General features: G+C 57.0%; 20 protein-coding genes. 9 read left to right on the plus strand and 11 right to left on the minus strand.

Annotation, left to right across the window (positions count from 1 at the left end; translation table 11 throughout):
- Positions 1 to 49 precede the first annotated feature (49 nt).
- Positions 50 to 1618, plus strand: coding sequence for an ABC transporter substrate-binding protein (locus tag ABLN94_RS08240; RefSeq protein ID WP_352991436.1), 1569 nt, complete (start codon positions 50 to 52; stop codon positions 1616 to 1618).
- Between the two features lie 43 nt (positions 1619 to 1661).
- Here ABLN94_RS08240 and ABLN94_RS08245 read toward each other — a convergent pair whose 3' ends face one another.
- The 4 genes from ABLN94_RS08245 to ABLN94_RS08260 form a co-directional block, all read right to left on the minus strand.
- On the minus strand, positions 1662 to 2969 hold the full coding sequence (locus ABLN94_RS08245) for an HlyC/CorC family transporter (protein WP_352991439.1): 1308 nt from the start codon (positions 2967 to 2969) through the stop codon (positions 1662 to 1664).
- 63 nt (positions 2970 to 3032) lie between these two features.
- Positions 3033 to 3986 (minus strand): site-specific tyrosine recombinase XerD, encoded by a 954-nt coding sequence (locus ABLN94_RS08250; RefSeq protein WP_352991441.1) that lies wholly within the window; start codon positions 3984 to 3986, stop codon positions 3033 to 3035.
- Between the two features lie 2 nt (positions 3987 to 3988).
- Positions 3989 to 5512, minus strand: a complete 1524-nt coding sequence (locus ABLN94_RS08255) for a hypothetical protein (protein ID WP_352991444.1) — start codon at positions 5510 to 5512, stop codon at positions 3989 to 3991.
- A complete protein-coding gene (locus ABLN94_RS08260) occupies positions 5502 to 5651 on the minus strand; it encodes a hypothetical protein (RefSeq protein WP_352991446.1) in 150 nt (49 codons plus the stop codon). Before ABLN94_RS08260 ends, ABLN94_RS08255 begins: the two co-directional genes overlap by 11 nt.
- Before the next feature lie 79 nt (positions 5652 to 5730).
- Between ABLN94_RS08260 and ABLN94_RS08265 the strand changes: the two genes are divergently transcribed.
- Both ABLN94_RS08265 and aroB read left to right on the plus strand, forming a co-directional pair.
- On the plus strand, positions 5731 to 6318 hold the full coding sequence (locus tag ABLN94_RS08265; protein ID WP_352991448.1) for a shikimate kinase: 588 nt from the start codon (positions 5731 to 5733) through the stop codon (positions 6316 to 6318).
- Positions 6318 to 7430 carry a 3-dehydroquinate synthase gene (aroB, locus tag ABLN94_RS08270; RefSeq protein ID WP_352991450.1) on the plus strand — a complete coding sequence of 371 codons (1113 nt, stop codon included), beginning with the start codon at positions 6318 to 6320 and terminating at the stop codon, positions 7428 to 7430. Before ABLN94_RS08265 ends, aroB begins: the two co-directional genes overlap by 1 nt.
- Here aroB and ABLN94_RS08275 read toward each other — a convergent pair whose 3' ends face one another.
- Both ABLN94_RS08275 and ssb read right to left on the minus strand, forming a co-directional pair.
- Entirely contained in the window at positions 7431 to 8501 is a 1071-nt protein-coding gene (locus ABLN94_RS08275; protein ID WP_352991452.1) for a site-2 protease family protein, read from the minus strand. It lies immediately after the preceding gene.
- An 18-nt stretch (positions 8502 to 8519) separates the two neighbouring features.
- Positions 8520 to 9023, minus strand: coding sequence for a single-stranded DNA-binding protein (gene ssb, locus ABLN94_RS08280; RefSeq protein WP_170487227.1), 504 nt, complete (start codon positions 9021 to 9023; stop codon positions 8520 to 8522).
- A gap of 208 nt (positions 9024 to 9231) precedes the next feature.
- Between ssb and ABLN94_RS08285 the strand changes: the two genes are divergently transcribed.
- A complete protein-coding gene (locus ABLN94_RS08285; protein WP_352991455.1) occupies positions 9232 to 9810 on the plus strand; it encodes a lytic transglycosylase domain-containing protein in 579 nt (192 codons plus the stop codon).
- 230 nt (positions 9811 to 10040) lie between these two features.
- Here ABLN94_RS08285 and ABLN94_RS08290 read toward each other — a convergent pair whose 3' ends face one another.
- The 3 genes from ABLN94_RS08290 to ABLN94_RS08300 all read right to left on the minus strand — a co-directional run bounded on the left by ABLN94_RS08290 (position 10041) and on the right by ABLN94_RS08300 (position 14744).
- A complete protein-coding gene (locus ABLN94_RS08290; RefSeq protein ID WP_352991457.1) occupies positions 10041 to 12128 on the minus strand; it encodes an ABC transporter ATP-binding protein in 2088 nt (695 codons plus the stop codon).
- 92 nt (positions 12129 to 12220) lie between these two features.
- Entirely contained in the window at positions 12221 to 13684 is a 1464-nt protein-coding gene (locus ABLN94_RS08295; RefSeq protein WP_352991459.1) for an ABC transporter permease, read from the minus strand.
- A gap of 13 nt (positions 13685 to 13697) precedes the next feature.
- On the minus strand, positions 13698 to 14744 hold the full coding sequence (locus tag ABLN94_RS08300) for an ABC transporter permease (protein ID WP_352991462.1): 1047 nt from the start codon (positions 14742 to 14744) through the stop codon (positions 13698 to 13700).
- Between ABLN94_RS08300 and ABLN94_RS08305 the strand changes: the two genes are divergently transcribed.
- Positions 14743 to 14874: a hypothetical protein gene (locus ABLN94_RS08305; RefSeq protein ID WP_352991465.1), complete on the plus strand. Its 132-nt coding sequence runs from the start codon at positions 14743 to 14745 to the stop codon at positions 14872 to 14874. The genes ABLN94_RS08300 and ABLN94_RS08305 overlap by 2 nt on opposite strands.
- Positions 14875 to 14880: 6 nt before the next feature.
- Here the strand turns inward: ABLN94_RS08305 and ABLN94_RS08310 are convergent, their stop codons facing one another.
- Both ABLN94_RS08310 and miaA read right to left on the minus strand, forming a co-directional pair.
- Positions 14881 to 16551, minus strand: a complete 1671-nt coding sequence (locus ABLN94_RS08310) for an ABC transporter substrate-binding protein (RefSeq protein WP_352991468.1) — start codon at positions 16549 to 16551, stop codon at positions 14881 to 14883.
- A gap of 309 nt (positions 16552 to 16860) precedes the next feature.
- On the minus strand, positions 16861 to 17754 hold the full coding sequence (miaA, locus tag ABLN94_RS08315) for a tRNA (adenosine(37)-N6)-dimethylallyltransferase MiaA (protein WP_352991471.1): 894 nt from the start codon (positions 17752 to 17754) through the stop codon (positions 16861 to 16863).
- 96 nt (positions 17755 to 17850) lie between these two features.
- Here miaA and pyrH point away from each other — a divergent pair, with 96 nt between their 5' ends.
- From pyrH to ABLN94_RS08335, 4 genes are all read left to right on the plus strand, one after another.
- A complete protein-coding gene (gene pyrH, locus ABLN94_RS08320; protein WP_170487241.1) occupies positions 17851 to 18603 on the plus strand; it encodes a UMP kinase in 753 nt (250 codons plus the stop codon).
- Positions 18604 to 18843: 240 nt separating this feature from the next.
- Positions 18844 to 20070: an aminotransferase class V-fold PLP-dependent enzyme gene (locus tag ABLN94_RS08325; RefSeq protein WP_352991475.1), complete on the plus strand. Its 1227-nt coding sequence runs from the start codon at positions 18844 to 18846 to the stop codon at positions 20068 to 20070.
- A gap of 48 nt (positions 20071 to 20118) precedes the next feature.
- Positions 20119 to 21543 (plus strand): cryptochrome/photolyase family protein, encoded by a 1425-nt coding sequence (locus ABLN94_RS08330; RefSeq protein ID WP_352991478.1) that lies wholly within the window; start codon positions 20119 to 20121, stop codon positions 21541 to 21543.
- A 69-nt stretch (positions 21544 to 21612) separates the two neighbouring features.
- Positions 21613 to 22821 carry a cyclopropane-fatty-acyl-phospholipid synthase family protein gene (locus ABLN94_RS08335; RefSeq protein ID WP_352991481.1) on the plus strand — a complete coding sequence of 403 codons (1209 nt, stop codon included), beginning with the start codon at positions 21613 to 21615 and terminating at the stop codon, positions 22819 to 22821.
- The last annotated feature ends 11 nt before the right edge of the window (positions 22822 to 22832 follow it).

Genomic DNA, 22832 nt, shown 5'->3' on the forward strand with positions numbered 1-22832 from the left:
CGAGGCGCCCGAATTGGATGCCGCGTAAACCACTCTACAAGGACTAGAAATGAACAAGTTTGATCCCCAACCCCAAGCGCTGAGCCGCCGTGAATTTTTGGCAAAAGCCGCTGCACTTGGCCTTAGCGCTACAGCCGCGAACCTGATCTGGGCTGAGGCCGGTCTGGCCGACACACCCAACAAGGGTGGCCATTTCGTACTGGGGCTGAAGGGGGGCGAAAGCACCAACACACTGGATCCGGCCCTGTCGGCATCGCACGTGACGGCCAAGGCGCTGCGGGCCTATGGTAACACGCTGACCGTAGTCACAGCCGATGGCGGTATCGAGCCGAGCCTCGCGGAAAGCTGGGAAGCGACTGAGGATGGCAAGGTCTGGACCTTCTTGATCCGCAAGGGTGTTGAATTCCACAACGGCAAGACCCTGACCCCCGAGGATGTGCAGCAAACGCTGGCGCGCCATTCGAACGAAGAATCGCAATCGGGTGCTCTGGGCATCATGCGCGGGGTCGAGGATGTGCGGGTTGATGGCGACTATGTGGTGATCACGCTGACAACACCCAACGCTGACCTGCCGTATCTGGTGTCGGACTATCACTTGGTGATCCAGCCGGGCGGTGGCATTGATAATCCTGCCGAAGGGATTTCGACCGGTGCGTATAAGGTTATCGCGGACGAACCAGGCGTGCGTTACGCGTTCGAGAAATTCGCCAACCATTGGGATGAGACTGTCGGCCACTATGACAGCCACGAAATCCTTGTTCTGAACGACGACACCGCTCGTTCGGCGGCGCTGCAGGCGGGGCAGGTGCACGCCATCAACATCGTGCCGCCGCGCACCGCCAAGCTGTTTGGCCGCGCTCCGGGAGTTACACTTAACGCGACTTCGGGCCGAGGGCACTACATCTTTGTCATGCACACTGACACCGCGCCTTTCGACAACAAAGACCTGCGTCTGGCTCTGAAATATGCCATCAACCGCGAGGAACTGGTCGACAAGGTCCTGCGTGGCTTTGGTTCGATCGGTAACGATATTCCGATCAACGAAGCCTATCCGTTGTTTGATGACACGATGGAGCAACGCCAGTTCGATCTGGCCAAGGCGGCAGAGCACTACAAGGCCTCGGGTCATGACGGCTCTCCCATCGTGCTGCACGTTTCGGACGCCGCCTTTGCCGGTGCGATCGACGCTGCGCAGCTGTTCCAACTGTCAGCGCAGGCAGTGGGTATCCCGCTGGAAATCCAGCGTGAACCGGCAGATGGCTACTGGTCGGAAGTCTGGAACAACAAACCGTTCTGTGCCTCTTACTGGGGTGGCCGTCCGGTGCAGGATCAGATGTGGTCGGTTGGCTATCTCTCGACTGCTGACTGGAATGACACCCGTTTCAAGAACGAAGAGTTCGACGCCCTGTTGCTGAAAGCGCGGGCTGAATTGGATACTGCCAAACGTAAAGACATCTACGCTCAGATGGCGCGGATTGTTTGGGAAGAGGGTGGTCTGATCAACCCGATGTTCAACCAGTTCATCGACGGCTACTCGGACAAGGTGACCGGTTGGACCGCGCATGCGAACGGTGACCTAATGGACGGTTACGTCGCCAGCCGTACCTGGTTCGCGTAACCCCTAAACAGAACCGGCGCCCAATGTTGGGCGCCGGTTTTCTTTACAGTGGTCGGATTTTGAGTTCGGTTACCCGGTTGCCTTCCTTCGCGGTGACTTCGAACCTGAACCCGTGGAACGAGAACACCTGACCTACCACCGGGATCATCTGAGCCTCGTGAATGACAAGCCCGGCTACAGTGTTCGCCTCGTCATCGGGCAGTGTCCAGTCCATCGCCCGGTTGGCATCGCGGATCGTCATCGCGCCTTCGACCAGAAACTGACCGTCCTCGGTGCGTGTCACGGGAACGTCTTCCTCGATATCGAACTCGTCGGCAATCTCACCCACGATTTCTTCGAGGATATCCTCCAACGTGATCAAACCCCGTAATGAACCATACTCGTCAACCACCAGTGCAAAGTGGCTGTGCATCCGCAGGAACTCACGCATCTGGTCGTCCAGAGTGGTGGTTTCCGGCACGAAATAGGGGTCATTCGCCACTTTCGAGATGTCGAATTCCTTCAAGCGATTGGAGTCGCCTTCGGTGCCCCCAGCATGGGCATACATGGCACGAAACAGATCCTTGGCGTGGACGACGCCTACGATATTCTCCTGCTCATCCCGAAACACGGGCAGACGGGTATGTGGGCTCTTCAAACATTGCTGCAGAATTGCTTCGGGCGCGTCGTCGGCATCTATCATCTCGATATTCGAGCGGTGGAGCATGATCTCTTCCACCGCGCGATCACCCAGATCCAGCGCACCGAGGATACGGTCACGGTCTTCTTTCTCGACCACGCCTTCAGAGTGGCCCAGCTGCAAAGCCCCGGCGATTTCCTCACGGACTGCGAGGATGTTGCTATCCGGGTCGATTTGCACGCCAAACAGGCGCAGGACGCCGCGCACCAGCAGGCGCACCGCAGCAACGATGGGTGAAAAAACCTTAACGACGACGCTGATGATCGGTGCCACGAGCGAAGCGGCTTTTTCGGCGTTGGTAATCGCGTAGGTCTTGGGCAGTACCTCGGCAAAGATCAGCACCAGCAAGGTCATCACCAGAGTAGCCAGAGCCACTCCGCTTTCACCGAACAGTCGCGTGAACAGTGCTGTCGCCAGCGACGCCGCGAGGATGTTGACCAGGTTGTTGCCCAGCAGGACCGATCCGATCAGCCGTTCATTATCATCTGTGATATCCAGCGCTTTTTGTGCGCCGCGCGAACCCTTGTCGGCTTGCGCCCGCAACTTGCCGCGTGACGAGGCGGTCAAAGCCGTTTCAGAACCCGAGAAAAAGCCCGACAGGACAAGCAAAAGCAGAATAGCGCCTGTGGTAAACCAAAATGCGCCGTCGATCAGAGAAGAAGAGGGTTCCATCGGTCCTTAGTTATTGGTGTTACTGCATCCGTTATGGGGGCGCGACCCCTGCGGATCAAGGGGTTAGCCATTGTCTTCCGGGTCTTTCGCCAGCGGGTGATGCTCCAACACCAGCTCGGCCAGACGTTCGTCCAGAACATGGGTGTAGATCTCCGTGGTCGCCACGTCGGCATGACCTAGCAGGGTTTGGATTGACCGCAAGTCGGCGCCGTTGGCCAGCAGATGCGTTGCAAAGGCATGGCGAAGTGTGTGCGGGGTGACCTTTTCCGGTGGCACGCCGCCCTGAACAGCCAGTTCTTTGACCAGCAGGAAGAACATGTGTCGCGTCAGGTGCCCGGACTTACCGCGCGAAGGGAACAGGAATTTGGACCTCTGGCCGCCATCGGATACGAGCTGATCCTCGGCCTCATCACGGACCATGAGCCATACCGCCAAAGCTTCTCGGGCAGGAGGGGACAAAGGCACCATCCGTTCCTTGCCGCCTTTGCCAAGCACCAGCAGCATGCGTGGGTCGCCCCGGGCGGAAGAAACCGGCAGCGAAACCAACTCGGTCACACGCATGCCGGTGGCATAGAGAACCTCCATCAGGCAGGTGTTGCGCACTCGGTCCCCCTCGGTGCGCCCAGTCTGACGGGCGGCATGCAGCAACCGGTCGACCTCGGGCACATCCAGCGTTTTGGGCAGGCGCTTCTGTCGTCCGGGTCCTTTGATCTGAATGGCGGGGTTGGCGTCTCGCCAACCTTCCTCGAAAGCAAAGCGGTAGATCTGTTTGATCGCCGACAGCCGTCGCGCACGGGTAGATTGCGCCAGTCCCTGTGCGTCACAGTCGATCAGATAAGCCTCGATCCGATCCCGATCGGCTTCGGCAAACCCGGTTTTGCGACGCTCCAACCAGGCGGCAAAGTCCTTCAGGTCACGGCCATAAGCCAACAGAGTGTTGTTGGCCGCACCAAGCTCGGCGGCTTGCGCTTGCAGGAATGTGGAAATCCAAAGGTCCGCAGTTGTTGGTGATGGCATGATCAGGTGCCCTGCAGAATCAGAAGGTTCAGGGCCGCTCGGCGGGCAGTGTCCTCTAGACCCACCCGGCGCAGCGTTGCTATGGCGGCGGTCAGATCGACAAGGTTGCCGCGCGCGCCATGCGCGAACAACTCCATAGTTTCAAGAATGGCCTCACCCAGCTGGTCATTATTCAGCATCGCTTCAATATCCGAAGGGATTGGCGCGGCCCAAGCAAATCCTTGAGCCACCGCATCGGCCTGCGGCGATGGTGTACGCGCGCGGCCTGGATCGCCCTGCGCCAGAGCTGCCAGAAACAGCGTTTCCTCAGACTGGTCCGGCGGTGACAGGGCGGCGCTTTCATAGAGTTCGGATAGCAGAAGGATACGCCACCGCAGGTCCTCGGCTTTAGCGTCCGGCAGCGAAAACTGCGCCAGACGTTCGGCGAACAATTCGGCAAAGGGAACCTCAAGGCCAACGCTGCGCATTTGACGCCAGACAGCTGGCAGGGTGGTGACAATCGATTCAGGCTCGCCGGATTCAAGTGCGCTTTCGAATTTCTGAATGGCCGCAACCCTGTCCCAGACAGCGCCCGAGGCTGCGGGATCACGCTCGGTATAGAGCCCTAGCAGTTGGTTGGGTGTCAGCGCACCGATCCGGGTCAGCCGCTCAGCCGCCTCGATCTGTGCTTTCCATCCGGCCACATCACGCAGGTCCGCGTTGGCAAAAGCACGTGGCAGCGGGGCGGAGGGCAGGCGTTCACCGATAGCTTCGAACAATCGAAACGTCAGCGGGTCGGGTTTGTCTGGTTGCGGCAGATACTCGGCATCCTCAAACAATTCGGGGCTGAGGAAGCGATCCAGAACGTCCAGATCTTCGGGCGGCAGGATCTGTAATGCATGGGCGGCCTCAAGCGTTAGGGCGGCAGACGCCCAGTCGCCCCGGCGAGCCTTGCAAAAAATTTGCGCCGCGTAGTCTTGCGACAGATGCGGTTGCGCAATCAGAGCGGTACAACTGCGATCTTCATCCCCGGTTAGAAGGGTTGCGTCGAACCAACGCTGAAACCGTTCGCGGCTGTCAGTGGGTCCGGCTAGTTGTACCAAAGACTGCACAGGGTCTGCGGCACCCAGTTGCATTAGTCGGTCAAGGCGGGCCAGCAACAGTACTTCCTTAGCATTCTGCCCTGCAGGTGCTCTCGCCTCGGACAGAAGCAGGGTGAACAAAAGGCGCTGCATCGCGGGGTTGTACTTGACTGGCACGCGAGCGATCAACTGTGCCAGTCGGTCCGGATCGCTGTTCTGCCAAATGCCGACAGGCAGGCCGGTCACTGAAGAAGACACCAAGCCAAGCGGCGGTGACAGTGCCTCCAGCGGTGTGACCACGACATCCGGTTGCAGGCCGGTTTCTGTCACCGGAGGTTCAAGCAGAACGGTCCCCGGCAGGTTCTCTGGGGGATTGCTCAGCCATTCAATGACAGAAAGAGGTTCTTGCTGCGCCTGCGCCGATCCGGCCAGAAACAGCGCGAACACTGCGGCCTTATTCGACATTCAGGATTACCGGTTCTCGTATCTCGTCTTGTGGCGCCGAGAAATCTACGCCGAAAAACGGACCTAGATAGGCGTATGCCACCAGCCCGATAAAACACAGGCAAATCAGATATAACAGGAACTTGATCAGACGGCCCATTGCTCAACGCTGCCTCAATTTTCTCTTTTGTCATAGTTATAGCTAGCATTTTTCTTAAGATCACGTCATTCACGGTGAAATGAGCGAAATTAAGCATAACACCTCCATCTCAGACCCGGATGCGGGTTTTGCACTGCACAAAACAGTGGTTCTTGTAGGTATGATGGGGGCAGGAAAGACTGCCGTGGGTCGCGCGCTGGCCGCGCGACTGGGTGTTCCCTTCCTCGACAGCGATGCCGAAATCGAATCGGCGGCCAATATGACCATCCCCGAGATTTTCGAACGCGACGGAGAACCGTTTTTCCGCGCCAAGGAATCGCAGGTCATCGGACGTTTGTTGGATGAGGAAAAAGGCATTCTGTCGACCGGGGGCGGCGCTTTTCTTGCGGAACAGAACCGCTCAATGATCACCGAGCGTGGTGTTTCTGTCTGGTTGCGAGCCGACCTTGAGGTTCTGTGGAACCGGGTCAAACACAAGGACACGCGCCCATTGCTGCGCACGGCTGACCCCTATGCGACGTTGCGCGGCTTGTATGAGGCTCGAGTGCCAGTTTATGCGCAGGCGGACCTGATCGCTGAGTCGGATGGTGAGACCTCGATTGAAAATATGGTGAACCGGGTGTTGGACGCTTTGGCAACCCGCCCCGATGTTTTGGAACGGAAGTAATGCACCAAACCGTACATGTAGAACTGGGCGAACGCTCGTACGACGTAGAAATCGGTCCGGACTTGCTCGCACAGGCGGGCACCCGGATTGCGCCGTTGTTGCAGCGTCCAAAGGTTGCAGTTGTGACTGATGAGAATGTAGCAGCGCTGCATCTGGACGCTCTGCGTGACGGGTTGGCCTCTGCAGGGATCAAAATGTCCTCGCTGACTTTGCCTGCGGGGGAGAGCACAAAAAGCTGGTCGCATTTTGAACGCACGGTCGAATGGTTGCTGGCCGAGAAAATCGAGCGCCGCGACGTGGTTGTTGCTCTGGGCGGCGGTGTGATCGGAGATCTGGTTGGCTTTGCTGCCGCTGTCCTGCGCCGGGGTGTGCGGTTTGTACAAATCCCGACTTCTCTGCTGGCGCAGGTCGACAGTTCGGTGGGCGGCAAGACCGGGATCAACGCACCGCAAGGCAAGAACCTGATCGGAGCGTTTCATCAGCCATCACTGGTGCTGGCAGATACCTCGGTGCTTGGCACCATGACCCAGAGGGACTTCCTCTCCGGTTACGGCGAAGTTGTGAAATACGGTCTGCTGGGTGACGCGGCGTTCTTTGAATGGCTTGAGGCAAACGGGACAGATGTTTCCGGCGGAGACATGGATGCGCGGGTGCGCGCCGTGACTCGATCGGTGCAGATGAAGGCCGATATCGTAGCTCGGGATGAGACCGAGCAGGGTGACCGTGCGCTGCTGAACCTCGGCCACACTTTCTGTCATGCGCTTGAGGCCGCGACCGGGTATTCGGACCGTCTTTTGCATGGTGAAGGCGTGGCCATCGGTTGTGCGCTGGCGTTTGAGTTGTCCTCGCGACTTGGCCTGTGTTCGCAGGAAGATCCAAGTCGGGTCCGCGCGCACCTGCGTGCGATGGGGATGAAAACAGATTTGGCCGATATCCCTGGCGATTTACCGGGAGCTGAAGCTTTAGTGGATTTGATGGCGCAGGACAAAAAGGTCATAGACGGCCAACTGCGGTTCATTCTGGCACGCGGAATCGGTGAAGCATTCGTGACCTCGGACGTCCCGCGCGAGGCCGTGGTTTCCGTACTGGAAGACGCATTGGCCACAGCCTGATTAGCGGCCGCGGATCACCATCAACTCACCGATGTTCTCGCGGGTTATATAGCCAATCATATTCCCGGCCTGCGTGCAGACAGCGATGGCCGGGGCGCCCTCGTGTAGTTTCTCCAGCACCGTCTCGAGCCCGCTTGTCAACTGTATCTGCGGGATATCCGTTTCCATGATAGATGTGACCGGATTCGAGCGTGGATTGTCCCCAGCCAGCGCCGCAAACAGGCGGTTGCGGGTCAAGAATCCCAGCAAAGCGCCTTCGGCATCCAGAACCGGGAATTCGTGTTGCGTGGTGTGAATGACCGCCTGCGCCGCCGTTGCCAGTGTGTCGGATGGAGACAGGGCGTGGAATTCCGTAATCATCGCATCACGTGCCTGAACCCGGCGCACGACCGAACGCATGGCGACATCCTGGCTTTCGGAAGTGGCGGCGACAAAGACAAAAATTGCGATAAGCACCAATATTGGGTTGCCAGTGCTCAAACCCCAAAAGCCAAAGGCCACGGCAACGATTTGTCCGCCCGAGGCGGCAACTTTTGTGGCTTTGACCCTGTCCATCTTCAAGCATAGCAAGGCGCGGAAAACACGCCCGCCATCCATCGGAAAGGCTGGGATCATATTGAAGGCCGCCAGCAGGAGGTTCACGTAGGCCAATCGGTTCAGCAAACTCGGGCCGGTCGTGTCGATCTGCGTCATTGCCTCGATAGGCATTCCTGCGCCAAACGCCACCAGTACGACCCAGATTACGATGTTCACGGCGGGCCCGGCGAGCGCCACCCAGACCTCTTGCATCGGTTGATCCGGCATCCGTTCCAGCCGGGCCAGGCCTCCGATCGGCAGCAGAGTGATGTCGGGGGTTTTGATCCCGTATCGCCGTGCCATCAGGGCGTGGCCGAATTCATGCGCAACGACACAGGCAAACAACGCGAGAACGAAGATCAGGTTTTCGATGGCAGCGGGCAAACCGCCGCTGGAATAGGCTGCAAACCCAACCCAGGCCAACAGCAGGAAAAAGGTGACATGGACCCTCAGTTCCGACCCAAGAACCCGGCCGAGTGAGAAGGACCATGTCATGACTTGTCTCCGTTGCGTTTAGAACGGAATCTCGTCGTCGTCGATTCCGCCGGATGCAGGGGCAGGGGCGCTGGATTGGCCACCATAGGGATCGCCGTATCCGCCACCGGCCTGACCACCGCCATAACCGCCCGATTGACCACCGCCGTAGCCACCGCCACCGCCTTCTCCCCGCGAATCCAGAAGGGTTAGCTCACCGCGATATGGGCGCAGTACAACCTCGGTCGTATAGCGATCTTGGCCGGATTGATCTTGCCATTTGCGGGTTTCCAGCTGGCCTTCAATATAAACCTTGCTGCCCTTGCGCAGATATTGTTCCGCAATCCGTGCCAACGGTTCCGAGAAAATCGCGACCGAATGCCATTGAGTCCGATCACGCCGTTCGCCGGTATTGCGGTCCTTCCATGTTTCCGAAGTTGCAAGGCGCAAGTTGCAAACCTTGCCGCCATTCTGAAAAGACCGGACTTCGGGGTCGGCACCAAGATTTCCGACCAGAATGACCTTGTTGACTGAACCCGCCATGTATTTCCCCGTTCTTAATTGACGTGAGCGCGCCCGAATCTGGCGCGGTGTTTCCAAGCGACCCTATACGGCCTGCGTCTTGGTTGAAACACAGATTGATGGCTGCAACACTGAGCAAGAAATTACTAAGCGCCTCTTTACCAAGCTTTCATTATAAACTGAAATATCTATACTCGGTAAGGTTCCTGAACGAGCGAGAGCGGCGTTGATGCGTTTTCTGGTTGGTTGTTTTACGGTCTGTTTCTTTGCGCTGGTTTCGGTTCCGGTCGCAGCGCAGACGTTGTCGACAAAGAGTCGGAAAGACATATTCTTAAAACAATCCAAGGTCTTAGATAGTCGTGCTGCAACCCAGTATCGGGATTCCGAACGGCTGAAACCAAAGACCGCTCAACCTCAGTTCAACAAACGTTACACCGGAAAATACCGTGGTGAGTACATGACACTGGCGCGTCAAGCGGCGCGTAAGCATAATATTCCGGAAGATTTGTTTTTGCGGTTGGTGCAGCAGGAAAGCGGCTGGAACCCGCAGGCGAAATCGCACAAGGGTGCGTTGGGTTTGGCGCAGTTGATGCCTGGCACGGCACAGCTTCTGGGTGTTAACCCACATGATCCTAAACAGAACTTGGAAGGTGGCGCGCGGTATCTGTCTTGGCAGTATCGCAAGTTCAAAAGCTGGCGTTTGGCTCTCGCGGCCTACAATGCTGGCCCTGAAGCCGTCGAAAAACACGGTGGCGTACCACCCTATAAGGAAACCCAAAACTACGTGAAGGTGATCTGGGGCGGATAATTCGCATTCACTCATATGTTGCACTACGCAGATCGCGCTGCCGCAATCGGCTGAGGTCAACAGAATAGCGCGCATAGAGCATCGGTAAAAAGTGTCACAACGTGCTCGTTTAAAAATCGTGTTCGTGAATTAGGAATCGGCAGAGCCCGAGCGTCAATCGGCTAACCGAATAGAAAAACAACAAGGGACACCGGCCAGATGCCAGCGCCACTCGTTCGTGGTCTGCGTGCTTATTCTGCCGCGATTTTTATCACTGGTTCCATGCGGGCCAGAATGTCTTCGGCCAAGTGGCATTTCACCTGATGTCCATCCGCCAGAGTTTTTACCGGCGGCACATCGCTTTCGCACAATCCACCCGGAACCTCGGATTTCCAGCGGCATCTTGTCTGGAACGGGCAGCCTGGGGGCGGGCTCATCGCCGACGGGATATCTCCCTCAAGGACGATATGCTGTTTTTCAATTGATGTGTCCGCAATCGGTACGGCACTCAGCAACGCTTCGGTATAGGGGTGGTAGGGTGGGGCAAATACCTGATCGGTGGTGCCTAGCTCGACCACATGACCCAAATACATCACCATCACCCGGTCGCTGAGATAGCGGACGATGGACAGGTCGTGGCTGATGAACAGTAGAGTCGTTTTATGTTCGCGCTGAATTTCCATCAGCAGATCGGTCACCGCCGCCTGCACGGATACGTCGAGCGCCGAAACAGGCTCGTCCGCGACCACGATTCGTGCATCGCCGGCAAAGGCGCGGGCGATACCGACACGTTGCTTCTGTCCACCAGACAGTTGCCTTGGCATCCGATCCGCAAAGGCGCGGGGCAGCTTCACCAGATCGAGCAATTCTAACATGCGTTTCTTGCGCTCGGCTTCGGAATTACCAACTCCGAAAATCTCCAACGCGCGTATGATCTGACGGCCCACGGTCATCGACGGGTTCAGAGTATCAAACGGATTCTGGAAGACCATCTGAACTTCGCCCACTGTCTTGGCATCGCGCTCTTCGATGGGCACAGCTTCGATATTGCGGTTGTCCAGCAGGATCTGACCGTCCGTCGCAGTCTCCAGCCCCATCAGAACCTTGGCAAAGGTGGATTTGCCACAGCCGGACTCGCCCACAATGGCCAGTGTCTCGGACTCATGCGCTTCGAAGCTGAGCGTTTCGTTGGCTTTCACCACTTTTTTCTCACCGCCACCGAACAAAGCATTCGCGGCCACCTCATAGTATTTCTTGAGGTTGTCCATCTTCAGAACGGTGCGACCGATCTCGGCTTTTTCCTTCTGCTCGCCTACAGTGATCGGTGCATTCCAGTCGATCTCCTGGAATTTCAGACAGCGCGTGTGATGACGGTCATTGCCTGGCACCGGTTCCATCAGAATGTTCTGAGCGTCACAGCGGCCTTCCTCGAAATAGTCGCAGCGCGGGCCAAAGTTACAGCCCGGCGGGCGCTCATGGGGCAGTGGGAAGTTCCCCGGAATGGCAACCAGCGGCCGCGCGTTCTTGTCGGCTCCCGGCAGAGGAATCGAACGGAACAGAGCCTGCGTGTAAGGATGCTGCATCTCGTCGAATACATCCTTAATCGAGCCGCGCTCAACCGCCTCACCCGAATACATCACGCAGAGCCGGTCGCAGGTCTCCAAAACCAGACCAAGGTTGTGCGAGATGAACAGCATCGAAGTGCCGTATTTTTTGCCCAGATCTTTGACCAGTTCGACAACCGCGGCCTCGACGGTCACGTCCAGAGCAGTCGTGGGCTCATCCAGGATCAGCAAAGCTGGTTTGGACATCAACGCCATGGCGATCACGATCCGCTGCTGCTGACCACCTGATAACTGATGCGGGAAGGAGTTCAACATCCGCTCGGGGTCGGGCAGTCGCACATCGGTGACCACTTCAAGAGCACGCGCGTAAGCTTCCTCAGCACCGACACCTTCGTGGATCATCGGTACTTCCATCAGTTGCTTGCCGATCTTCATTGCCGGGTTCAGCGAGGCCATCGGCTCCTGATAGATCATCGCGATTTCGTTGCCGCGAATGTCGCGCAACTCGTCCGAGGTCATCTCGGACAGATCGCGGCCCTTGAACTTGATCGTGCCGCCAACGATCCGGCCATTTTTGCCAAGATCCTGCATGACCCCCAGCGCAACGGTGGACTTGCCGCAGCCGGATTCACCCACGAGCCCTACGGCTTCACCGGGCTGTACGCTGACCGAAAAATCCATGACAGCGGGAATTTCCCGCAGGCGGGTGAAGAAAGAAATCGATAGCTTGTCGATCTCCAGGATCGGGCCGTCATAATCCGCCAGTTTGTTCATCTTATTTGCTCCTCGCGAGAGTCAGGGGATCCCCTTCATCTGGCTGAAAAAATCCCGGGGGTCCGGGGGCAGAGCCCCCGGCCACGCTCACATCAATCCTTCAAGCTTTCCTCGCGCAGACCGTCTGCCAGCAGGTTCAGACCAAGAACCAGTGACAACAGGGCCAACGCAGGTGGAAGGGCGGGGTGCAGGTAGATCGACAAGAGCTTGCGCCCTTCGTTGATTGTCGAACCCCAGTCCGGGCTTTCCGGTGGAAGACCCAGCCCGAAGAAACCCAATGTCCCCAGAAGGATGGTGGTATAGCCGATGCGCAGACAGAAATCGACGATCAGCGGACCGCGCGCGTTGGGCAGGATCTCCCACAGCATGATGTACCAGGGGCCTTCACCTCGGGTCTGCGCGGCAGCCACGTAGTCACGGGTTTTGATGTCCAGCGCCAGCCCCCGCACAATGCGGAACACGGTGGGTGAGTTCACAAAGACCACCGAGACGAACACAACGAGGATACCACCGGGGATGTTGAACAGATCCAGATAGGTGGGCAGACCCCAGATACGATAGCTGTCGGTATTGATGATGTAGCCGCCAGTCGAGATCAACGACAGGTACAGCCAGATCGCAACACCCAGAACCCCGATCAGTAACGGTGTGCGGAATTTCGGCCGAGTGTAGTAGCGTGAATTCAGCAGAACCCCGATGAACAGGATCGGGAAGATGAACAACACGGCCGCCATATAGTTCGGCACACCCGTCGCCACGATTTCCGGCGTGACCAGCAGATAGAAGAGCAGGATCACCGGAAAGGCCAGGATCAGGTTGGCCAGGAAAGACAGGAACGTGTCGAGACGACCGCCATAGTACCCGGCAGGCAAGCCAAGAGTGATGCCGACCATAAAGGCGAACAACGTGGCCAGCGGTGCGATCTGCACCACGATCCAGGCACCTTTTACCATGCGGCTGAAAACGTCGCGAGCAAGGTTGTCGCCGCCCAGCAGATACCAAGTATATTCTCCTTCTTCAGGGCTGGGCAGGGGTGTTCCGGGCACCTTGTTTTTCATACCAGAAACCTGCGCCAGCGGATCATGGGTGACGATCAGGTCCAGCGCACCAAAGATGCCGGTGAACACCCAGAACATCACAAGGCCAAAGCCAATCATGCCAATAGGGCTGTCGAACAATTTGCCATAAAGACCCAGGCGTCGCTTGAAAGCGATAGACATGGCATAAAGGATGATCAACGAAAGCCAGACAGGCAGAAACTGCTGCGAGATTGCGCCGATGATCCCGGCGCCGGTGCCCATTACGATGCCAAGAATGATGTAGGCCAGCGCAAGGGCAACACAGGCAACAAAGCTGTAGCGCAGCGCTTTTTGCGTCAGACCGCGCAGACCTGTGCCCGAGCTGAGTGTTCCGTCCAGATTTACGCTCATCGGTGTTTCCGACAACACAATGCTGCCAACAATCCAGATCACAATGGATACTAACAGGGCTGCGATTGCGATCATCAGTAGCGGGTTCAGGAAGGCGATAGAGCCGGTCCAGGTAAGTGGTTCCATAATCTATCCCTCCTTACGAAATGCGGATGCGCGGGTTGAGGTAGACATAGCCGATATCCGAGATCAGCTGTGTCACCAGCACCACAAAAACCGACACGACCGAAACTGCCAGCAATAGCTGGATGTCGTTGTTGCCAGCCGCCTGAACCAGTGCCCAGCCAAAGCCTTTGTAGTTGAACAAGGTTTCGACGATGACCACACCGTTCAGCAGCCATGGGAACTGCAGCATGATGACGGTAAAGGGCGCGATCAGCGCATTGCGCAGCGCGTGTTTCATGACGATGTTCGAGAAAGAGACACCTTTCAGGCGCGCAGTCCGGATATATTGGGCCGTCATCACTTCGGTCATCGACGCCCGAGTCATCCGGGCGATATATCCCATGCCATAAAGCGCGATGGTCAGCACCGGCAGGAAGAAGTTTTCGAAAGTCGGGTTTTCCATAGCCTGCGTCGCGGTACCCTTGAACCATTTCAAGCCTACAGTGGACGAGGTGAAGATCGCGATGAAGATAACGCCCGACACATATTCCGGTGTTGCAGTAGTGACGATGGAGAATGTCGATAGAGACCGATCCAACGCCGAACCTTCACGCATTCCGGCCAATACGCCCACGAGTAGGGCAGAAGGGACCATCAGGATCAGAACCCACATCATCAGATAACCGGTATTCCCCAGCCGCTTGCCGACGATAGTGCCGACTTCGTCTTTGAAAACCGTGGAGTAGCCCCAGTCACCCTGAAGAATTCCGCAATATCGAGGAGTTGTTTCCTCGGTCAGTCCGGGACGGGTACAGGTGCCCACGAACGTGCCGTCGTCCAGGGTTTTGGTAAAGCCAGGTGCCACGCCCAGCCACTGGCCATATTTGATCAGCGTAGGTTGTAGATAGCCGCGGTTTCCAAGCCACGCCTCGACCTGTTCGTCGGTCATCCGCTGGTTGCCCTGCGTTTTGGCCAGCTTTTCAAGGTTCGGATATAGATTGGTCAGAAAGAAGACCACGAAAGTCAGGCACAATGCTGTCAGCAGCATGACGCCAAACCGTCGGAGGATGAATAGTCCCATGATGGCCCCTGTTATTCGGGTGTTCCGCAGATCATTGGACCATTGTCTGGCCTCGGACATCCGACCCGGCGTCGGCTTGTCTGCGGCTGTAAAGGGGCGCCTGTATCAGGCGCCCCCGCTGATTGACTGACAGTTTTTAAGCTGCCCAACCCCACTTGTAGTGGTGGTGCTCGAACGAGATATGCATATCAGTTCCGACCAGACCATCTTTCATGTGGCGGTACAGTGCTCGCCAATACGGTTGAATGGTCACACCTTCTTCCTGGATCAAGGCCTCGCCCTTGGCGACCACTTCCCGCCGTTTGTCGGCGTCCGCAATGGCAAGGGCTTCTGTCAGGATGGCGTCAAACTCGGGGTTAGCCCAACCGAACTCGTTCCACGCTTCGCCGGACTTATAAGCCAATGCCCAGATCTGAACACCAAGCGGACGGTGGTTCCAGTTGGTCGAGCTATAGGGGTACTTGGTCCAGTCATTCCAGAAAGTATTGCCTGGCAAAACCGTACGCTTGACCTTGATCCCCGCGTCGCGCAGCTGCGCGGCAACGGCGTCGTTCGTATTTCGGCGCCAGTCGTCGTCAATCGAAATCAACTCATGCTCGAAATCGGCCATACCGGCTTCTTCCATGAGCTTTTTCGCTGCCGCCGGATCGGTTGTCTGCTTGGGCAGCTCGGCATAGTCCGGGTGGATTGGTCCGACATGGTGGTTTTCAGCCGGAGCGCCGCGCCCGCCATAACCCAGTTCCAGTAGAACGTCGTTGTCTACCGCCATTTGCAATGCTTGACGCACGCGTTTGTCAGCGTAGATTTGTTTGCCGTCAACCTCAGCCAGCTGGTTCGGGCGGATCACAATGGTGGCCATGGTGACCACTTCGGATTTTTCGTAACCAAGGCCGTCCATCACGTCGATGAATTCACCCACGGATTCGTGCAGCATGTCGACTTCGTCCGATTCAAGCGCGGCCAGCCAAGCCGAGGGATCGGTGCCATAGTCGGTATACTCGATGCGATCCAGTGCTGGACGACCAAAGACTTCATCACCCCACCAGGTGTGGTCCGCATTGCGCGCCAACGAACATTTTACGCCGACTTCCAACTCTTCAATCAGATAGGGGCCGGTCCCCACATTGTTGGTCAGGTCATTTTCGTTGAATGAGCTATGGACGATTGCGGCAGGATAGTCCGACATACCGGCAATCAAAGAGATGTCTGAAGTGGGTAGGTTCAGCTTGACAGTTGTCGGATCTACAACTTCGATCCCGCCTTCAATGGCTTGACCTGTATCCGCATCGATCAACGTCGTGAAGCGGCCGGCCATCGAGTTGGTTTCCGAACTCTTGTCACACCAACGCGCAATATTTCGTGCGACGTCATCGGCAGTGAAGTCGTCACCATTGTTCCATTTTACGCCAGGGCGGACTTTCAGCGTATAAACGGTGGCGTCGTCGTTGATTTCCCAACCTTCCAACAACATGCCACGGAAAGTACCGTCCGAGTTGTATTCGACCAGATACTCCAGCGTGCCGCGGGTCTGGTTGCCCATTTCCGACCAGTCATATGTGCGCGGGTCTTTCAAGGCACGGACGCTCATTTGCACACGCAAGGTGCCGCCTTCTTGTTTGACGTCTTCGCCTTCGGCGCGAGCAGGAGCTGCCAATCCGATCATTCCGTACGCAGCTACGGCGGTGACACCCAAACCTGTGGCACGGGTCAGGAATTCTCGCCGACTTAGTTTGCCGTCCCGATACTCCTGAGCATGCATTTCCGCCGCCCAGTGAACCGGTCCTCCGGTGAATGTTTTATGTTTCATGAATGTCTCTCCCTGTGACACATTTTTTTTGAAGAGGTATGGAACCGCTCAGACCGATTGGCACCGGTCGGCAGGTTCTCGGAAGTTGTGTTGGATTCTAAACATCCCCATGTCGCTATTCGGCCCCAGAATTCGGATGAGGTCAACGTTCGAAATCGTCATAAGTGGGACAAAAACGACATGCTCAGGGTGAGTTTACCGCTCTGGCATGGGCGGCCCCGTTGGAATTCCATGATGTATACTGTCGTAAACCGTCGAAAGCGTACTGAATTGAGAATCGTTAAGAAAAAAACTTAACGTTGCAACGTATCATTTTGAGAAGTCTATGCGATTCCATTTCTGCATTCGTGCTCGGAACCAAGTGCGTTGTCGCTTGGCAAATTGGCGGGTGGATATCGTCGCGCGCTCTCTGGCTGCGTCCAGCGTCATTCGGCCGTCTAGATAAGCCATCAACTCGGGCACACCGATGGCTTTGAACGCAGGTAGTGTGGGGTCATACAGGTCACGCATTGCCTCGACTTCTTGCAGAGCGCCGGTCTCCAGCATCTGATCAAACCGGAGAGTGATACGGTTCAGAAGCCATTGTTTGTCCACGTCAAAAACGATCGGTACGGTGTCCGCAATATCCAGAGCCGGGGGGGGCGTATCGGCTTGCCAGTCGCGCAGGCTGCGTCCGGTGGCCCTCTGAACCTCCCACGCGCGCTGAACGCGGGCACGGTTCTGAATGTCGATCCGATTCAGGGTCTCTTCATCAACACCGGCGATCAGGGTGGGCAGGTCCAATTGGTCTGCCTCGGTCCGGATTTCAGGCGGGGTGGCAGGGATTTCGGCCATGCCTTCGGTCAGGGCTGAGAAATACAGGCCGGTGCCACCTACGATGATCGGGCGCTGATTTCCCAACAAAAGAGGCGTCACTTCGCGCACCCAATGACCGGTGGAATAGCCCTGATCATAGGAGACATGGCCATACAACAGATGCGGCGCACGGGCTTCTTCCTCGGCTGAAGGCCGGGCAGAAATAACCCGCCAGCAATCATAAACCTGACTGGCATCCGCATTGACGATCACGCCGCCGAAGGTCTCGGCGATCTGCAAAGCCAGTGCCGATTTACCCGAAGCCGTCGGCCCGGCAATCAACACGGGTTTATTGTTGGCGAGGGGTGGCAGGCGATCCCAAACTTGCAAACTGTCTTTGTTAGCCATCTGGGCTGCCCCAATCCTCACCAACCGCATTGAACCCGCGGAGCTTTTGCTTCATTTTGCGCCGGAAAATAAACCCGTGCCAGCCCGGAGCGCAACATGAGCCTTTCCCCAACTATCGAAGCAACCGATATCCCAAAGACCAAGTACAGCCGCGTGATGCTCAAAATCTCCGGCGAAGCGCTGATGGGGGATCAGGGGTTTGGCCTTCACCCGCCGACCGTTCAGCGCATCGCGCAAGAGGTCAAATCGGTGCACGATCTGGGTGTTGAAATCTGTATGGTCATCGGTGGCGGCAACATTTTCCGCGGCCTCAGCGGTTCGGCGCAAGGGATGGAGCGGACAACAGCCGACTATATGGGCATGCTGGCCACGGTGATGAACGCGCTGGGAATGCAATCCGCGTTGGAAGAGATCGGTGTTTTCACACGTGTTATCTCGGCCATCCGCATGGATGAAGTCTGTGAGCCCTACATCCGCCGCCGTGCCGTCCGGCACCTGGAAAAAAAGCGGGTCTGTATCTTTGCCGCCGGGACCGGCAACCCGTATTTCACCACCGACACCGCCGCGACTTTGCGCGCCAACGAAATGGCCTGTGAAGCGATTTTCATGGGCAAGAACGGTGTAGACGGCATCTATGACAAGGACCCCAAGGCGCACGCGGACGCAGTGCGTTATGACACGGTCACCTATGACGACGTGTTGGCCAAGCGGCTGCGCGTCATGGATGCCTCGGCCATCGCATTGGCCCGCGACAATAACCTGCCGCTGATCGTCTTCGGTCTGGACGAACCCGGCGGATTCCGCGGTATTCTGGCGGGTGAGGGTACCTACACCAAAGTTCAGGGCTAAGATTCCAATCATTTTTACAAAGCCGGGCCTTTGCGCTCGGCTTTTTCTTTTGTTCGGTCGTGTTGCGTTCTTGACGAAGCTACGGTCTCTGGGCAATTTGACGCCGTTCCTGCGCAACGTGGGGCTGCGGACACCCGCGGGTGTCGGCTGGGCTGGAAGACCTGCCATGATTTCTGAGGGTTCCGAAATCATGCTCGGGCACCTCTTGGATTTACGAGCATGATCAAGGAGGCACGTGCCATGAGCACTCTGGATATCAATTTCGTTCGGTCGCAGTTTCCGGCCTTTTCCGAACCCAGCCTGCAGGGGCAAGCATTTTTTGAAAATGCTGGTGGATCATACACTTGTAAGCCGGTGCTTGACCGGCTGACCCGCTATTACACTCAGCGCAAGGTTCAGCCCTATGGCCCCTATGATGCCAGCCGTCTTGCGGGTGAAGAGATGGACGAGGCCCGCGCTCGCATGGCCGCGATTTTAGGCGTCGATACCGATGAGCTGAGCTTTGGTCCCTCGACCACGCAGAACACCTATGTTCTGGCGCAAGCGTTTCGTCAGTGGATGACGCCTGGCGAGGCGATCGTCGTCACCAATCAGGACCACGAGGCAAACTCTGGCCCATGGCGGCGTCTGGCTGAGGGTGGCATCGAGATCCGTGAATGGCAGATCGACCCGGAAACCGGATCACTTAACCCGCAGGACCTTGAGAACCTGCTGGATGAAAAGGTCCGTCTGGTCTGCTTCCCGCACTGTTCGAACGTGATCGGAGAGATCAATCCCGTCACTGAAATCACCGCTATTGCCCATGCGGCTGGGGCGTTTGTTTGTGTCGATGGCGTCTCATATGCTCCGCACGGTTTCCCGAATGTCGGGCATCTGGGGCCCGATATTTACCTGTTCTCGGCCTACAAAACCTATGGTCCCCATCAGGGCTGCATGGTTATACGGCGTACCTTGGGCGAACTCCTGCCAAACCAGGCGCACTTTTTTAACGGTGACGTGTTGTACAAACGCTTTACCCCCGCCGGACCGGACCATGCGCAAATCGCGGCCAGTGCTGGCATGGCGGACTACGTCGATCTCCTGTGCGACCACCATAACGGACCCGAAGGCGATGCGACCAAGCGCGGGGCCTTTGTGCATGACCTGATGCGTGGGCAGGAGGTCGCTCTGTTGCAGCCGGTGCTGGATGCGGTCAAGGATCGCAACGCTGTCCGTCTGATCGGTACCTCTGATGCCGCGCGCCGCGCGCCGACCGTGGCTTTGTCCCTGAACCGGAACGCCGAAGCAGTTGCAGCCGATCTGGTCGCGCAAGGTATTATGGCGGGCGGAGGCGACTTCTATGCCGTGCGACCGCTGCAGGCGATGGGGGTCGATCCGGAGAAAGGTGTGTTGCGGGTCAGCTTTACGCACTATACGTCCCAACCGGAAATTGATCAGTTATTGAGCGGTCTTGACGCCGTTTTGTAATCCGGTTTCCGCTCGGCTTCGTAACACGAAGAAAGAAGCCGGGCGATCATGGAAAACAATCAATCACCAATCATTTTATGGTTCCGACGAGACCTGCGCCTGTCGGACCATCCTGCATTAAGCGCGGCGGCCCGAACGGGCCGTCCTATTCTGCCCGTTTTCATACTAGACGACCTCGCGCAATCGCTTGGAGCTGCGCCGAAATGGCGGCTTGGGCTAGGGCTTGAGGCGTTCGCAAAATCATTCGAGCAGGCAGGCGGCCGGTTGATCCTGCGACGCGGGGAGGCTCTGACCGTCCTGCGAAAATTGATCTCGGAAACTGGTGCTACGACCGTTTATTGGTCACGCGCCTATAATCCTGAAACCATCAATCGTGACAAGCGCATCAAGTCCACTCTGACAAAACAGGGAATTGAGTCAAAATCCTTCGCGGGCCACTTGCTATTTGAACCCTGGACCGTGGCCACCAAGACAGGCCAGCCGTTTCGGGTATTCACTCCGATGTGGCGGGCGGTGCAGGGGCGGGGTGTACCATCGCCCGAGGGCGCTCCACCAGCAATAGCTGCGCCCCGCCAATGGCCTGTTTCTGACAACTTGGCCGATTGGAAAATGGGAGCTGCAATGAACCGGGGGGCGAAGGTCGTCGCCCCATTTGTGCGTCCGGGCGAACAGGCGGCGTTCGACGCTCTGCACCTGTTTTTGGACCGAATCTCAACCTATTCCGCCGATCGTGATCGTTTGGACCTAGAGGGCACATCGAAGCTGTCGGAATACCTGTCCTTGGGTGAAATTGGTCCTCGCAGCATCTGGCACGCGGTTCAGAGTGCAGCGATGAATGGAGTTCATGGTACTGATGCCTACTTGCGCCAACTGGTCTGGCGCGAGTTTGCATACCACCTGATGTACCACTCACCCCACCTGTTGAGTGGCAACTGGAAACCCGAGTGGGACGCCTTTCCGTGGAACACAGATGCCCGCCAACCCGAGGTGGTTGCGTGGCACCGCGCCCGCACTGGCATTCCAGCCGTAGATTCTGGGCTGCGTGAGATGTATGTGACAGGTCGGATGCACAACCGCGCCCGAATGATCGTGGCCAGCTACTTGACCAAGCATCTGATGACACACTGGAAAATCGGAATGGACTGGTTTGCGGAGTGTCTGGTCGATTGGGATCCGGCTGCAAATGCGATGGGGTGGCAGTGGGTGGCTGGATCAGGCCCCGACGCCGCGCCGTTCTTTCGCATCTTCAACCCAGAAACGCAGCGCGAGAAATTCGACCCTGATGCCAATTACTTGAAACGGTGGATTGCCGAAGGGCAGGAAGCCCCGCCCGAAACGGCGCTGGCGTATTTCCGGGCCGCCCCGCGATCATGGGCGCTTGATCCAGAAGCTTCATATCCCGAACCCGTGGTCGAATTGGCCTCCGGCCGCGCGCGTGCCTTGGCGGCTTATGAAGGTCGAAAAACCGGGTAAGGAACTGAAAACTTGCCAGAAACACAAACTCGGCCTAGCTTTAAACTGAGGCCGCACAGGGGAGAGCGGATGATCCTGACGACAACCGAAGGGCAAAAAGACCTGCCCAGATACTTTGCTCAAGTGTTCAAGATGCTGAACCGGATGGAGTCCGGTCGGATGGACATAGCCTTGCCGGATGGCCGTGTGTTCCGCTCTGAGGGTGCCAAGCCCGGACCGGTGGCGCGGGTCGATATTCACGATCCTGACGTTTTTGCGCGTTTGGTACGCGAAGGTGAACTGGGCTTTTCGGATGCGTATCTGGAAGGTGATTGGAGTACGCCCGACCTGCGCTCTTTCATGGATCTTGTGCATCTGGGCACCGAAACCGTCTATGATGACTTCACTGGAAAGTTTCTGATTCAGGCCTACGAGCGCTTGCGGTTTTGGCTGCACCGCAACCACCGGCGTCAGGCCAAGAAGAATATCTCGTACCACTACGATTTGGGGAATGACTTCTACAGCTTGTGGCTGGACGATACCATGACCTATTCCAGCGCTCTGTTCGAGACGGGGCAGGAAAGCTTGGAAAAAGCACAAACCGCGAAATACGCAAGTCTTGTGGACGAGATGGGCGCAAAGCCCGGAGATCATATACTTGAGATCGGCTGTGGCTGGGGCGGTTTCGCTGAATATGCCGCAAAAGAGCGTGGCCTTCGGGTCACAGGTCTGACCATCAGTCAAGAACAGTTGAGGTTTGCGAAGCAAAGAGTTGAAAATGCTGGGCTTTCCGGCCTGGTGGAGTTCAAATTGCAGGACTATCGCGATGAACAGGGCCAGTATGACGGGATCGCTTCGATTGAGATGTTCGAGGCGGTCGGACAAAAGTATTGGCCCATCTACTTCGAAACTGTGCGCGAACGTTTAAAACCCGGCGCACAGGCCACTTTGCAAATCATCACTGTCGCGGACCATCGTTGGGAAATTTACAAGAATGGCGTTGATTTTATTCAGAAATATATCTTTCCAGGCGGAATGCTTCCGGCGCCTTCAGTGCTGAGACAACAGGTGACCAACGCGGGATTGAACGTGGTTAAATCACGGGAATTCGGCAAAAGCTACGATCTGACCCTGCGTCGTTGGTATGATACGTTCAACGACAAATGGGACGAAATTTCCGAAATGGGATTTGATGAGCGTTTTCGCCGCATGTGGAACTATTATTTGACCGCGTGCGGAGCAGCCTTTGACACCGGCAACTGCGATGTGACACAGATTACTATAGCAAAACCCAGTTAAAAAACGGAAAT

It is taken from the genome of Ruegeria sp. SCP11, from assembly GCF_040329455.1.
Classification (GTDB): domain Bacteria; phylum Pseudomonadota; class Alphaproteobacteria; order Rhodobacterales; family Rhodobacteraceae; genus Ruegeria; species Ruegeria atlantica_E.

What these genes read in the sequence shown, in the direction of transcription:
- ABLN94_RS08305 (WP_352991465.1), top strand. Translation starts at nt 14,743, where the DNA reads ATGATGGCCCCTGTTATTCGGGTGTTCCGCAGATCATTGGACCATTGT.
- ABLN94_RS08330 (WP_352991478.1), top strand. Translation starts at nt 20,119, where the DNA reads ATGGAAAACAATCAATCACCAATCATTTTATGGTTCCGACGAGACCTG.
- ABLN94_RS08335 (WP_352991481.1), top strand. Translation starts at nt 21,613, where the DNA reads ATGATCCTGACGACAACCGAAGGGCAAAAAGACCTGCCCAGATACTTT.
- ABLN94_RS08310 (WP_352991468.1), bottom strand. Translation starts at nt 16,551, where the DNA reads ATGAAACATAAAACATTCACCGGAGGACCGGTTCACTGGGCGGCGGAA.
- ABLN94_RS08265 (WP_352991448.1), top strand. Translation starts at nt 5,731, where the DNA reads ATGAGCGAAATTAAGCATAACACCTCCATCTCAGACCCGGATGCGGGT.
- ABLN94_RS08250 (WP_352991441.1), bottom strand. Translation starts at nt 3,986, where the DNA reads ATGCCATCACCAACAACTGCGGACCTTTGGATTTCCACATTCCTGCAA.
- ssb (WP_170487227.1), bottom strand. Translation starts at nt 9,023, where the DNA reads ATGGCGGGTTCAGTCAACAAGGTCATTCTGGTCGGAAATCTTGGTGCC.
- ABLN94_RS08290 (WP_352991457.1), bottom strand. Translation starts at nt 12,128, where the DNA reads ATGAACAAACTGGCGGATTATGACGGCCCGATCCTGGAGATCGACAAG.
- ABLN94_RS08325 (WP_352991475.1), top strand. Translation starts at nt 18,844, where the DNA reads ATGAGCACTCTGGATATCAATTTCGTTCGGTCGCAGTTTCCGGCCTTT.
- miaA (WP_352991471.1), bottom strand. Translation starts at nt 17,754, where the DNA reads ATGGCTAACAAAGACAGTTTGCAAGTTTGGGATCGCCTGCCACCCCTC.
- pyrH (WP_170487241.1), top strand. Translation starts at nt 17,851, where the DNA reads ATGAGCCTTTCCCCAACTATCGAAGCAACCGATATCCCAAAGACCAAG.
- ABLN94_RS08295 (WP_352991459.1), bottom strand. Translation starts at nt 13,684, where the DNA reads ATGGAACCACTTACCTGGACCGGCTCTATCGCCTTCCTGAACCCGCTA.
- ABLN94_RS08260 (WP_352991446.1), bottom strand. Translation starts at nt 5,651, where the DNA reads ATGGGCCGTCTGATCAAGTTCCTGTTATATCTGATTTGCCTGTGTTTT.
- ABLN94_RS08255 (WP_352991444.1), bottom strand. Translation starts at nt 5,512, where the DNA reads ATGTCGAATAAGGCCGCAGTGTTCGCGCTGTTTCTGGCCGGATCGGCG.
- ABLN94_RS08245 (WP_352991439.1), bottom strand. Translation starts at nt 2,969, where the DNA reads ATGGAACCCTCTTCTTCTCTGATCGACGGCGCATTTTGGTTTACCACA.
- aroB (WP_352991450.1), top strand. Translation starts at nt 6,318, where the DNA reads ATGCACCAAACCGTACATGTAGAACTGGGCGAACGCTCGTACGACGTA.
- ABLN94_RS08285 (WP_352991455.1), top strand. Translation starts at nt 9,232, where the DNA reads ATGCGTTTTCTGGTTGGTTGTTTTACGGTCTGTTTCTTTGCGCTGGTT.
- ABLN94_RS08240 (WP_352991436.1), top strand. Translation starts at nt 50, where the DNA reads ATGAACAAGTTTGATCCCCAACCCCAAGCGCTGAGCCGCCGTGAATTT.
- ABLN94_RS08300 (WP_352991462.1), bottom strand. Translation starts at nt 14,744, where the DNA reads ATGGGACTATTCATCCTCCGACGGTTTGGCGTCATGCTGCTGACAGCA.
- ABLN94_RS08275 (WP_352991452.1), bottom strand. Translation starts at nt 8,501, where the DNA reads ATGACATGGTCCTTCTCACTCGGCCGGGTTCTTGGGTCGGAACTGAGG.